Origin of the sequence: Mycobacterium sp. pV006 (assembly GCF_041287115.1) — a bacterium.
Classification (GTDB): Bacteria; Actinomycetota; Actinomycetes; order Mycobacteriales; family Mycobacteriaceae; genus Mycobacterium.
Genome location: NZ_JBGGKT010000001.1, coordinates 371,991 through 384,316, shown reverse-complemented (window position 1 = coordinate 384,316; position 12,326 = coordinate 371,991). Strand labels below are relative to the sequence as shown.

General features: G+C 70.9%; 13 protein-coding genes and 1 pseudogene. 9 read left to right on the top strand and 5 right to left on the bottom strand.

What is annotated here, in order from left to right; translation table 11 throughout:
- Positions 1 to 42: 42 nt before the first annotated feature.
- The gene (locus ACAG25_RS01800) at positions 43 to 861 is read right to left on the bottom strand and encodes an enoyl-CoA hydratase/isomerase family protein (RefSeq protein WP_370486569.1); all 819 of its coding nucleotides are present in this window, start codon (positions 859 to 861) and stop codon (positions 43 to 45) included.
- Complete coding sequence (locus tag ACAG25_RS01795; RefSeq protein WP_370486568.1) at positions 830 to 1,735, bottom strand: ribokinase; 906 nt, start codon at positions 1,733 to 1,735, stop codon at positions 830 to 832. Before ACAG25_RS01795 ends, ACAG25_RS01800 begins: the two co-directional genes overlap by 32 nt.
- Positions 1,736 to 1,798: 63 nt before the next feature.
- Here ACAG25_RS01795 and ACAG25_RS01790 point away from each other — a divergent pair, with 63 nt between their 5' ends.
- The 9 genes from ACAG25_RS01790 to ACAG25_RS01750 are packed head-to-tail and all read left to right on the top strand — an operon-like array spanning position 1,799 to position 9,509.
- Positions 1,799 to 3,046, top strand: a complete 1,248-nt coding sequence (locus ACAG25_RS01790) for a glutamate-5-semialdehyde dehydrogenase (RefSeq protein WP_370486567.1) — start codon at positions 1,799 to 1,801, stop codon at positions 3,044 to 3,046.
- A gap of 16 nt (positions 3,047 to 3,062) precedes the next feature.
- Complete coding sequence (locus ACAG25_RS01785; protein ID WP_370486566.1) at positions 3,063 to 3,947, top strand: AAA family ATPase; 885 nt, start codon at positions 3,063 to 3,065, stop codon at positions 3,945 to 3,947.
- Positions 3,947 to 5,386: a VWA domain-containing protein gene (locus ACAG25_RS01780; protein ID WP_370486565.1), complete on the top strand. Its 1,440-nt coding sequence runs from the start codon at positions 3,947 to 3,949 to the stop codon at positions 5,384 to 5,386. Before ACAG25_RS01785 ends, ACAG25_RS01780 begins: the two co-directional genes overlap by 1 nt.
- 7 nt (positions 5,387 to 5,393) lie before the next feature.
- Positions 5,394 to 6,047, top strand: coding sequence for a nicotinate-nucleotide adenylyltransferase (gene nadD / locus ACAG25_RS01775; RefSeq protein WP_370486564.1), 654 nt, complete (start codon positions 5,394 to 5,396; stop codon positions 6,045 to 6,047).
- A complete protein-coding gene (gene rsfS / locus ACAG25_RS01770) occupies positions 6,044 to 6,433 on the top strand; it encodes a ribosome silencing factor (protein ID WP_370486840.1) in 390 nt (129 codons plus the stop codon). Before nadD ends, rsfS begins: the two co-directional genes overlap by 4 nt.
- Positions 6,430 to 7,101 (top strand): glucosyl-3-phosphoglycerate phosphatase, encoded by a 672-nt coding sequence (gene gpgP, locus ACAG25_RS01765; protein ID WP_370486563.1) that lies wholly within the window; start codon positions 6,430 to 6,432, stop codon positions 7,099 to 7,101. Before rsfS ends, gpgP begins: the two co-directional genes overlap by 4 nt.
- The gene (octT, locus tag ACAG25_RS01760) at positions 7,098 to 7,832 is read left to right on the top strand and encodes a diglucosylglycerate octanoyltransferase (protein WP_370486562.1); all 735 of its coding nucleotides are present in this window, start codon (positions 7,098 to 7,100) and stop codon (positions 7,830 to 7,832) included. Before gpgP ends, octT begins: the two co-directional genes overlap by 4 nt.
- Before the next feature lie 6 nt (positions 7,833 to 7,838).
- A complete protein-coding gene (locus tag ACAG25_RS01755; protein WP_370486561.1) occupies positions 7,839 to 8,678 on the top strand; it encodes a DegV family protein in 840 nt (279 codons plus the stop codon).
- A 24-nt stretch (positions 8,679 to 8,702) separates the two neighbouring features.
- On the top strand, positions 8,703 to 9,509 hold the full coding sequence (locus ACAG25_RS01750; protein WP_370486560.1) for an SDR family NAD(P)-dependent oxidoreductase: 807 nt from the start codon (positions 8,703 to 8,705) through the stop codon (positions 9,507 to 9,509).
- A gap of 1 nt (position 9,510) precedes the next feature.
- On the opposite strand, the gene ACAG25_RS01745 is transcribed toward ACAG25_RS01750, so the two are convergent.
- From ACAG25_RS01745 to ACAG25_RS01735, 3 genes and pseudogenes are all read right to left on the bottom strand, one after another.
- Entirely contained in the window at positions 9,511 to 10,509 is a 999-nt protein-coding gene (locus ACAG25_RS01745) for an acyl-CoA dehydrogenase family protein (RefSeq protein WP_370486559.1), read from the bottom strand.
- Positions 10,506 to 11,650, bottom strand: a pseudogene (locus ACAG25_RS01740) (acyl-CoA dehydrogenase family protein). Before ACAG25_RS01740 ends, ACAG25_RS01745 begins: the two are co-directional and overlap by 4 nt.
- Positions 11,651 to 12,310 (bottom strand): hypothetical protein, encoded by a 660-nt coding sequence (locus ACAG25_RS01735; protein ID WP_370486558.1) that lies wholly within the window; start codon positions 12,308 to 12,310, stop codon positions 11,651 to 11,653.
- Positions 12,311 to 12,326: the final 16 nt, after the last annotated feature.

Genomic DNA, 12,326 nt, shown 5'->3' with positions numbered 1-12,326 from the left:
CGCTCGGCGACAGAGGCTTTGGTCACCTGCTGCCGCGGCGGGCTACAGCCGTCCGTCGAGGCGCAGGTCGGGATGCACCCAGTCCGGTGAGCGGCGCTCCTTGAACGCCAGGAAACCCTCGATGGACTCCGGGGCGCCGAGGCTGGCTTGCATGCCGATGCGGTCGTAGAGCCCGAGATAGTTGTCGAGGCTGGACTTGATGACCGTGCGGGCCTTCGGCGCGGTCCGGCAGCACTGGGCGAGGATCTCGCGGGCGGTGTCCTGCAGATCGTCATGCGGCACGACCCGCGCGACCATGCCCCACTCCAGGGCCTCCTGCGCCGACAGCGTGCGGCCGGTGAACATCAGATCGCGGGTGCGCACCGGGCCGATGAGCCGGGCCAGCATGTGGCTGTAGTAGGTGTCGGCGATGCCGCGGAACAGTTCGGGGACTCTGAACGTGGCCCGGTCGCTGACCACCACCATGTCCGAGCAGAGTGCGATCTGCAGCCCGCCGCCCTGACACAGTCCGTTGACCGCCGCGACCACCGGCTTGGCCGACTGCCGCAGGGTCTCGAACGGGGTGACGTCCATGCCGAGTGCGGACCCGTAGGTCAACCAGTCGTCGGAGCCGTCACCGCCGCCCATGTCGCCGCCGGGGGCGAAGACGTCGCCGGTGCCGGTGATCAGCAGACCGGCCAGGTCGGGATCGGCGTCGACGTGGCGGACCGCGTAGCGGATACCGAAGTACATCGCCGGTGTCATGGCGTTGCGCGCCTCCGGACGGTCCAGCGTGCACACCCCGAATCCTGCTTCGCGGGTGAACTTCAGGTACGGCGTGCCGAGCCAGTCACCCTCGGGTGGGCGGGGCGTGTTGCTCATCGTGGGGCGCTCCTGTCATGGCGTTGTCGATCGCCTTACTGTAGGGCGCGCAGTTGCCGGCTCCGGGGACCAGTGTGGCCAACGCGCCGGCGGCGCAGGCGCGTCGTAGGGCGAGGTCGGGTCCGTCCGGCCAGGACGCGGCCAGCACGCCGGCGAACACGTCGCCGGCACCGGTGGTGTCCACGGCGGCCACGTCGAGCGCCGGCAGGTCCCGGGTCCGTTCGGCCGTGATGTGGCGCACCCCGTGCGCGCCGCGGGTGACGACCAGATGCGCGACCCGCAGGCGGTCGTCGTCGCGCCACGGCGCCGCTTCGCTCTCGTTGACCACGACGACGTCGGCGGCCTGTGCCAGCGGTTCCAGATCCGCGGGGTCATACCCGGCCGGTGATGCGTTGACCAGCACCGTCGCCCCGCTCGCACGCGCAGCGCGGGCGGCGCCCACTGCAGTGGCGAGGGGAATCTCGAGTTGCAGCAGCATCACCTCGGCGGCGGTGACAGCGGCGCGCAGGCCCGGCGCGTCCACCGTCAGCTCGGCGTTGGCGCCGGGCGCGACGACGATCATGTTCTCGGCGCCGGAGTCGACGAGGATCGCCGCGCTGCCGCTGGGCCCGGGGACACTGCTGACCGCCGTGATGTCGACGCCGTTGTCGGTCAGGTGCCGGCGCAGCTGGTCGGCGGCCGCGTCGGTGCCCATCGCCGCGACCAGGGCGACGTCCGCGCCGGCGCGGGCGGCGGCCACCGCCTGGTTGCCGCCTTTGCCGCCCGGTGAGGTCATCAGAGCCGACGCGAGCACCGTCTCACCGGGGCGGGGCAGCGCGGTCACGGAAAAGGTCAGGTCGGCGTTGACGCTGCCGACCACGCACACCCGCGTCACGCCCGCCGACGTTAGCGTCACCCTTGGCCGGGGCGACGGCGCGCGACCCGATACCCTGGCCTGATGAGTGTGCAAGCACCATCAGCACCTGATTTGCGCGACCAGGTCCACGACGCCGCCCGACGCGCCCGCGCCGCGGCCCGCGTTCTGGCCACCTTGAGCACCGCGGTGAAGAACCGCGCGCTGCGCACCGCCGCCGACCACGTCCTGATGAACACCCGCGCGATCCTCGACGCCAACGCCGCGGACCTGGAGACCGCGCGTGCGGCCGGCACGCCCGAGGCCATGCTCGACCGACTGGCGCTCAACCCGAGCCGCATCGAGGGCATCGCCGACGGTCTGCGCCAGGTCGCCGCTCTGCCCGACCCGGTCGGGGAGGTGCTGCGCGGCAGCACCCTGGTCAACGGGCTGCAGCTGCGGCAGCAGCGCGTGCCGCTGGGCGTGGTGGGCATCGTCTACGAAGGCCGGCCCAATGTCACCGTCGACGCGTTCGGGTTGACGCTGAAGTCGGGCAACGCCGTGCTGCTGCGCGGCAGCTCGTCGGCCGCCCGGTCCAACCAGGCGCTGGTCGACGCGCTGCGCGCCGCCCTGGCCACCGAGTTGCTCGACAGCGACGCGGTACAACTGTTGCCCAGCTCCGACCGCGCCAGCGTCACCCACCTGATCCAGGCCCGCGGGCTGGTCGACGTCGTCATCCCGCGCGGCGGCGCCGGTCTGATCGACGCCGTGGTCCGTGACGCCCAGGTGCCCACCATCGAGACCGGGGTCGGCAACTGTCACGTCTACGTCGACAAGTCCGCCGACCTCGACATGGCCGAACAGCTGCTGCTCAACGCCAAGACGCGGCGGCCCAGCGTGTGCAACGCCGCCGAGACGGTGCTCGTCGACGCGGCGATCGCCGACATCGCGGTGCCGCGGTTGACCGCGGCGCTGCAGGACGCCGGGGTGACCGTGCACGCCGACCCGTCCGAGGAGCAGTTGCGCGCCGAGTTCCTCGCCATGGAGATCGCGCTGGCCGTCGTCGACGGTGTCGACGGCGCCGTGGCCCACATCAACGACTTCGGCACCGGTCACACCGAAGCCATCGTGACCACCGATCTCGCTGCGGCGCAACGGTTCACCGAGCGCGTCGATGCCGCCGCGGTGATGGTGAACGCCTCGACGGCGTTCACCGACGGCGAGCAGTTCGGTTTCGGCGCCGAGATCGGCATCTCCACCCAGAAATTGCACGCCCGCGGCCCGATGGGGCTCGCGGAGCTGACCTCGACCAAGTGGATCGTCTGGGGCGACGGCCACACCCGGCCGGCCTAGACACAGGAGAACCCCCTTGAGCCTTCCCGCACACACCGTGCCGCTGTTCGCCGACATCGACGATGTCGCCAAACGGTTGGCCGAAACCGGCTATCTGCCCGACACCGCCACCGCCACCGCGGTGTTCCTCGCCGACCGGCTCGGCAAGCCCCTACTGGTCGAGGGCCCCGCCGGCGTCGGCAAGACCGAGTTGGCCCGCGCGATCGCGCAGTCCACCGGTTCCGGTCTGGTCCGCCTGCAGTGCTACGAGGGCGTCGACGAGGCCCGCGCGCTCTACGAGTGGAACCACGCCAAACAGATCCTGCGCATCCAGGCGGGCCAGGGTGAAGGTTCTGACTGGGACCGCACCAAGGACGACGTGTTCTCCGAGGAGTTCCTGCTCAGCCGTCCGCTGCTGACCGCGATCCGGCGCACCGAACCGACCGTGCTGCTGATCGATGAGACCGACAAGGCCGACATCGAGATCGAGGGCCTGCTGCTGGAGGTGCTCAGCGACTTCGCCGTCACCGTGCCCGAACTCGGCACCATCACCGCGCAGCGGCGCCCGCTGGTGGTGCTGACCTCCAACGCGACCCGCGAGCTGTCCGAGGCGCTCAAGCGTCGCTGCCTGTTCCTGCACATCGACTTCCCCGATGCCGACCTCGAACGCCGCATCCTGCTGTCCCGGGTGCCCGAGCTGCCGGCACACCTCGCCGACGAGCTGGTGCGGATCATCGGGGTGCTGCGCGGGATGGCGCTGAAGAAGCTGCCCTCGGTCGCCGAGACCATCGACTGGGGCCGCACGCTGCTGGCGCTGGGCATGGACACCATCGACGACGAGGTCATCGCCGCCACCCTGGGTGTGGTGCTCAAACACCAGTCCGATCAGATCAAGGCGGCCGGGGAGCTGAGGCTGAACTGATGGCCGTCCGCCGCACCCGCCCCGCGCAACCGCCGGCTCCGCACGGGATCCCCGGGCACCTCGTGGAGTTCGTCGAAGCCCTACGCGCGCAAGGTATCTCGGTGGGACCGTCGGAGACGGTGGACGCCGGCCGGGTGATGGCGACGCTCGGGCTGGGGGATCGGAACGTGCTGCGCGAAGGCATCGCATGTGCGGTGCTGCGCCGCCCGGACCATCGTGAGACCTACGACGTGCTGTTCGACCTGTACTTCCCGGCGGCGATCGGCGCCAAGACGGTGCTCGAGGACGACGACCCCGACGCCGAGGGCGGGCTGCCGCCCGAGGACATCGAGGCGCTGCGCCAGGCGCTGGTCGACATGCTCAGCGATTACGAGGAACTGGCCAACCTCGACGAGCGACTGGCCGCGATGATCGCCCAGATCGTGGAGGCCTACGGCCGCTACAACTCCAGCCGCGGACCGTCGTACTCCTCCTACCAGGCGCTCAAGGCGATGAGCCTCGACGACCTCGAGGGCCGCCTGCTCGCCGGGCTGCTGGCCCCCTACGGCGACGAACCCACACCGACCCAGGAGCAGATCGCCAAGGCCCTTGCCGCCCAACGCATCACACAACTGCGGCGGATGGTCGAAGCCGAGACCAAACGCCGGACCGCCGAGCAACTCGGGCGGGACCATGTGCAGACCTACGGCGTGCCGCAGCTCGCCGAGAACGTCGAATTCCTGCGCGCCTCAGGCGAACAACTCCTCCAGATGCGCCGGGTGGTGGCCCCGTTGGCGCGCACCCTGGCCACGCGGCTGGCGGCGCGGCGCCGCCGGTCGCGCGCCGGGGAGATCGACCTGCGTAAGACGCTGCGCAAGTCGATGTCCACCGGCGGCGTCCCGATCGACGTCGTGCTCAAGAAGCCGCACCCGGCTCGACCGGAGCTGGTGGTGCTGTGCGACGTGTCCGGGTCGGTGGCGGGTTTCAGTCACTTCACCCTGATGCTGGTACACGCGCTGCGGCAACAGTTCTCCCGGGTGCGGGTCTTCGCCTTCATCGACACCACCGACGAGGTCACCGAACTGTTCGGACCCGACGCCGACCTGGCGGTGGCCGTGCAGCGCATCACCCGCGAAGCCGGGGTGTACACCCGCGACGGGCACTCCGATTACGGGCACGCGTTCGTCTCGTTCCTCGACAAGTACCCGAATGTGCTGTCACCGCGCAGCGCCCTGCTGATCCTCGGCGACGGACGCAACAACTACCGCAACCCCGAGACCGAGCTGCTCGCGCACATGGTCAACGCCAGCCGGCACGCCCACTGGCTCAACCCGGAACCGCGGCACCTGTGGGGCAGCGGCGATTCGGCGGTGCCGCGTTACGAGGACCTGATCACCATGCACGAGTGCCGGTCGGCCAAACAGCTGGCCTCGGTGATCGACACCCTGCTGCCGGTCTGAGCTGACGATGTCGGGACAGGCAGACAGCCGACGGCGCCGGCGGCTGGGCGTGATGGGCGGCACCTTCGACCCGATCCACCACGGACACCTGGTGGCCGCCAGCGAGGTCGCCGACCTGTTCGACCTCGACGAGGTGGTGTTCGTCCCGACCGGGCAGCCGTGGCAGAAACGCGGCGACGAGGTCACCGCCGCCGAGGACCGCTACCTGATGACGGTCATCGCGACCGCGTCGAACCCCCGATTCTCGGTCAGCCGCGTCGACGTCGACCGCGGCGGACCGACCTACACCAAGGACACGTTGCGCGACCTGCGCGCCCACAACCCGGACGCCGACCTGTTCTTCATCACCGGCGCCGACGCGTTGGCCTCGATCCTGACCTGGCAGAACTGGGAGGAGATGTTCGCCATCGCGAGCTTCATCGGCGTCAGCAGGCCGGGCTACGAGCTCGACGGCAGCCACATCACCGCGGCGATGGCCGAGCTGCCGTCCGACGCGCTGCACCTCGTGGAGGTGCCGGCGTTGGCGATCTCCTCGACGGACTGCCGTCTGCGCGCACGCCAGGCCCGGCCCATCTGGTATCTGGTGCCCGACGGCGTGGTGCAGTATGTGGCCAAACGCAATCTGTACCGCCCGACCGTGAGAGAAGGAGAGCATCGCTGACCGCCACACAGGAAGCCATCGACATGGCCGGCGTCGCGGCGCGGGCCGCGGCGGCCAAACTCGCCGAGGACGTCGTCGTCATCGACGTGTCCGGCCAGCTGGTCATCACGGACTGCTTCGTCATCGCCTCCGGATCCAACGACCGCCAGGTCAACGCGATCGTCGACGAGGTCGAGGAGAAGATGCGACAGGCCGGCTACAAGCCGGCGCGGCGTGAGGGCACCCGCGAAGGCCGGTGGACCCTGCTGGACTACGTCGACATCGTCGTCCACATCCAGCACTCCGACGAACGCAACTTCTATGCGCTCGACCGGCTCTGGAAGGACTGCCCGACGGTGGAGGTGGATCTCGGCGAGGTCGACGACACCGCCGGGGACGCCGAATGACGATCCGCCGCCTGCTTCTGCTGCGGCACGGACAGACCGAGTACAACGCCGGCAGCCGGATGCAGGGCCAGCTGGACACCGATCTGAGTGATCTGGGTCGCGACCAGGCGGTGGCCGCCGCGCAGTCGCTGGCCAAACGGGAGCCGCTGCTGATCGTGTCGTCGGATCTGCGCCGCGCGCTGGACACCGCGGTCGCGCTCGGTGATCGCTGCGGTCTGCCGGTCAACGTCGACACCCGGCTGCGCGAAACCCACCTCGGGGACTGGCAGGGGATGACGCATCTGGAGGTCGATGCGGCCGCACCCGGCGCGCGGCTGGCCTGGCGGGACGATGCGCGGTGGGCGCCGCACGGCGGCGAGAGCCGCGTCGACGTGGCCGAGCGGAGCCTGCCGCTGGTGCGGGAACTGGTGGCCGAGCAGCCCGACTGGGGACAGACCGACCGGCCCGTGGTGTTGGTGGCGCACGGCGGGCTGATCGCGGCCCTGACCGCCGCGCTGCTGAAACTGCCGGTCGACAACTGGCCGGTCCTGGGCGGCATGGGCAACGCAAGCTGGGTGCAGTTGGCCGGGCACACCCGCCCCGACGGTGCGCCGGAGTCGTTCGACGACATCCGCTGGCGCCTCGATGTGTGGAACGCCTCGGCGCAGGTGGCCGGAGACGTCCTGTGAGCGATCCACGCCCCACCCTGCTGATCTTCTGCGACTCCCTGTCCTACTACGGACCCACCGGCGGGCTGCCGTCGGACGATCCCCGCATCTGGCCGAACATCGTTGCCCGACAACTGGACTGGGACGTCGAGTTGATCGGCAGGATCGGGTGGACCAGCCGGGACGTCTGGTGGGCGGCCACCCAGGACCCGCGCTCCTGGGCGGCGCTGCCGCGCGCCGGCGCGGTGATCTTCGCGACCTCGGGCATGGACTCGCTGCCCTCGCCGTTGCCGACCGCGCTGCGCGAACTGATCCGCTATGTGCGGCCCGCCGGACTGCGGCGCTGGGTCCGCGACGGCTACGGTTGGCTGCAGCCCAAGCTGTCGCCGGTAGCCAGAGCGGCGTTGCCGCCGCATCTGACGGCCGAGTACCTCGAGATGACCCGCGGCGCCATCGATTTCAACCGACCCGGGATACCGATGGTGGCCTGTCTGCCGTCGGTGCACATCGCCCCGACCTACGGCATGGCACACCACGGCCGCGCCGGCACCGTCGCGGCGATCACCCGGTGGGCCGCCGAGCACGACGTGCCGCTGGTCGACCTGAAGGCCGCCGTGGCCGATGAGGTCCTCAGTGGTCGCGGCAACCCGGACGGCATCCACTGGAATTTCGAGGCGCACCAGGCGGTCGCGGAGCTGATGGTCAAGGGTCTGGCCGAAGCCGGTGTGCAGGTGCCCGACGCGCATGGGTGACCCATCGTGCCCGTCGTAGTCGTCACCGACTCGTCGGCCCGTCTGCCTGCCGAGGAGCGCGCCCGCTGGGACATCCGGCAGGTACCGCTGCACGTCCTGGTCGACGGACAGGACCTGCGCGACGGCTACGACGAGATCCCGTTCGACATCCACGACCGGCCCAAGGTCACCACGGCCGGCGCGACGCCGGCCGACCTGACCGACATCTACCGTCATGCGCTGGCCGACAGCGGCGGGGACGGCGTGGTGGCCGTGCATCTGTCGGCGGCGTTGTCGGGCACCTACAGCGCCGCGGTGGTCGCCGCGCGGGAATTCGGCCCGGCGGTGCGGGTGGTCAACTCGCGGTCGGCGGCCATGGGCGTGGGGTTGACGGCGCTGGCCGCGGCCCGAAGTGCCCGTGCCGGCGCCGATCTGGACACCGTCGAGGCCGCCGCACGGGCGGCGACCACCCACACCCACGTCTTCCTGGTGGTGCATCGGCTCGACAACCTCCGGCGCAGCGGCCGCATCCGCACGACGGCGTCCTGGCTGGGTACCGCGCTGGCACTCAAACCGCTGCTGCGCCTCGACGGCGACGGCCGCCTGGTGCTCGACCAACGCATCCGCACCGTCACCAAGGCCCACGCGGCGATGGTGGACCGCGTCGCCGAGGTGGTCGGGGACCGTACCGCCGAAGCCGTGGTCCACCACGTCGACAACCACGACGGCGCCGACCAACTGGGCGCCGCTCTGACCCAACGGCTTCCGCAGTTGTCGTCGCTCAACGTCGCCGACATGGGACCGCTGCTGTCGGTGCATGTGGGCGCGGGCGCGGTCGGGGTGGCCGTGCGCGTGGACGACCGTTAGTCGAGCAGCGACTACGGTGAGCCCATGGACGACACCACACCGGTAGCCGTGGTCACCGGCGCCAGCCGGGGCGCGGGGCAGGGTATCGCCACCGCGCTGGCCGCGCACGGTTGGCGGGTGTACGGCACCGGCCGCAGCATCGCCGAGAACTCGCCGTGGGGGACCGGTGTCGCGGTGGACCACCGCGACGACGCCGCGGTGGGCCGGGTGTTCGAACGCGTCGACCACGAGTGTGGACGGCTGGACCTGTTGGTCAACAATGCCGCCGCGATCTCCGAGCGGCTGGTGGACCCGAAACCGTTCTGGCGCAAGCCGCTCGAGCTCGGTGACGTACTCGACGTCGGACTGCGCTCGTCCTATGTGGCGGCGTGGCACGCCGCACCGCTGCTCGCCGCGCGCGAGCATGCGCTGATGGTGTTCACGTCGTCCCCCGGGGCGGTGTGCTACATGCACGGACCCGCCTACGGCGCCCAGAAGGCCGGCGTGGACAAGATGGTCGCCGACATGAGTGTCGACTTCACCGACACACGGGTCACGGTGCTCTCGCTGTGGCTGGGCATCCTGCTCACCGATCGCTTGCGGTCCGCGTTCGGCGAGAACCTGCAGGCGCTCGAGGATTTCAGCGCCCAAGCCGAGACCCCCGCGTTCGCCGGGCATGTGATCAACGCGCTCTACCGCGACCCGGCCGTCGCCGAACTCAGCGGTCGGGCACTGATCGCCGCGGAGGTCGCCGACCGCTACGGGATCACCGACGAGGGCGGTCGTCGGCCACCGTCGCACCGGGAGATGCTCGGCGCGCCACGCGAACCCAGCGCCGTCGTCGTGCGCTGAATCAGGGACAGATCGTCTGCCACAGCCCATCGGCGCCGGCGGCGATCGCCGCGCGGGTGAGCTGTTCGTCGAACTCGCCGACGGTGCCGAACTCCGAACGCCACGCAAGTGCCGCCCGCGTGAACTCGTGCAGTCGGTGCTCTCTGGTCGTACCGATCGCGCCGTGCACCTGGTGCGCGTTGCGCACCACCACCGAGGCCGCGTGTCCCGCGCACGAGCGGGCTACGGCGACAAGGAAATCCAGCTGCGGTGCCGACCAGTCCTCGTCGACCGCGGTCAGCAGTGCCGCTTCGGTGGCGGTGCGTGCCAGCGCGGCCTCGGCGGCCATGTCGGCGATCAGATGCTGCACCGCCTGGAACTTGGCCAGCGGCCGGCCGAACTGTTCCCGGGAGCTGGTGTGGTCGAGAGCGGACTCCAGTGCGCAGTCCAGCGCCGCACACACCTGGATGCCGCGCAGCAGAGCAGCTTTGTACCGCAACTGCTGCACCAGTTCGGCCGGTACCGGCACGTCGGCGGCATCGGCGGAGACGGTGACGGTGTCGCGCGGTTCGCCGATCATGTTGACCCCGGCGGCGATCGACACCTCGGTGACGTCGCGGTCGGCGATTCCGTAGCCGTCGCCGCGCGGTGTGACCACCACGATCCGATCGGCCCGGGAGGCCCACGGCACCCCGGCCGCCACACCGTCGGCGCCGACCACGGCGACCGTGCGGCGCGCGGCGTCGGCGCCGAGGCCCGCCGCGTCGAGCAACCAGCACGCCAGCAAGTCGTGCTCGGCCAACGGGATTCGCACCCCGTGCCGCACCGCGGCCGAGAGCAGGGCAGCGGCCTCCGGCCAGCCGGCACCGCTGCCCCCGGATGATTCCGGCCCGGTGAGGCGGACCAGCCCGAGTCCGTCCAACCGGTCCCACAGCACCTGCAGGTCGGTCTCCTGACGGTGTTGGGCGAACACCCCGTCCATCATCTCGACCAGCGCGGGGTCGACCTCGGCGGCGCTCATCGGAGACCCAGACCGCGCGCGATCACACCACGCAACACCTCGTTGGTCCCGCCGCGCAGGGTGAAGCCCGGCCGCTGATCGACTGCGGTGCAAGCCATCTCGACGAAATCGGGAGCACTGCCGGTGGTGGCGGTCAGCTGCGCGAACTCGGCGATGTCCCCCTCGGTGGAGGTGCCCAACACCTTCACCACCGCGGCGGGGATGTCGGCGGGCTCGTCGCGCTGCAGCGCATCCGCCACCGCCGCGGACATCTGGCGCAGCCCGGCCACCCGCGCGACCAGCCGGCCCAGCCCGGCATCGGCGGGCATCCGCTGTGCGGCGGCTTCCCCGGCGCAGGCCTCCAGCAGCACGAACGTCGACAGCACCCGTTCGGGACCGCTGCGCTCGAACGCGAGCTCGGAGGTGACCTGCCGCCAGCCGTTGCCGATCTCGCCGAACACCATGCCGTCGGGGACGAACGCGCCGTCGAGGATCACCTCGTTGAAATGGTGGGCGCCGTTCATCGACTCGATCGGCCGGATGTCGACACCGGGACCCCGCAGATCGACGATGAACTGACTCAGGCCGGCGTGCCGGTTGGCCGGGTCCACCGCGCGGTGCGCGCCAGCGCGATGAACGCATGGGCCCGGTGGGCGCCCGATGTCCACACCTTGGTGCCGGTGAGGACCCAGCCGCCGTCGACCCGCTCGGCTCGGGTACGCACACTGGCCAGGTCCGATCCGGAATCCGGTTCGCTCATCCCGATGCCGAAGAAGCACTCCCCGCGCACGATCGCGGGCAGGAATCGGGTCTTCTGCGTCTCGTTGCCGTACTTGAGCAGCGACGGCACGATCTGGCGGTCGGCGATCCAATGGGCGGCCACCGGTGCTCCGGCGGCCAGCAGTTCCTCGGTGACCACGAACCGCTCCAAGAACGACCGGCCGTGGCCGCCGTACTCGGCGGGCACCGTCATCCCGAGCCATCCACGGGCCGCCAGCGAGGCGGTGAAGTCCTCATCCCACCCGGTCAGCCATGCATCGACAGCCGGGGTGAACGCGCCCGCGGCGCGCTGCTCGGCGAGAAACGCGCGCACTTCGAGTCGCAGCGCGTGGGCCGCAGCGGGCTCCACGGTCGCACGGGGCACCAGGCGGGGCGGGGCCATTCAGTCTCCTACGGGTTCCTCGGATGACGGGGGCGCGGACGCCGCACCCTCGGGCTCGGGTGTCTTCGGGGCGGCTCCGGCGGGTCCGGGCACGGCGGTCTGCGACATCGCCACACCCACGGCCAGGAAGAACGCGGCCGACAACGAGGCGCCGAGGTAGACGTTCATCGGTCCGCCCGGGGAGATGAAGCTGCCCGGCGGGCCGATGATCGTGATGGTCTCGATGAGCTGTTCGACGACGAAGACCGCGGCTCCGATCCCGAGCCAGTGTGGCAGCCGTTCCTCGTTGGCGCTCAACAGGATCGGAACCGCGACCATGATGTTGGCGATCGTCGCGGTGGGCAGCCACAGCGCCCCGATGTCGTCGAGGGTGGCCGCGGTGCCACCGTCGACCTGGCCCGGCCGGATCGCCGGACCGGCGGACAGCCACACCGCCACGCACAGCTGCGCCAGCAGCAGCGCCGAACCGACGGTGAACAGGTGCGCGGGGGGCCCGTCGAGACGTTCGCGCACCGCCGCGACCAACAGTCCCAACGCCAGCGCCGCGAAGGCCAACAGCAGGGCCCGTGCGCGCAGCGCGGCCGGATCGTCACCGGCCGCGGCCGGCAGCACCAGCACGGCCGTGGTGTAGAGCACCGCGAACGCGACACCAGCGATCATCGGGGCTCGTCGGTTC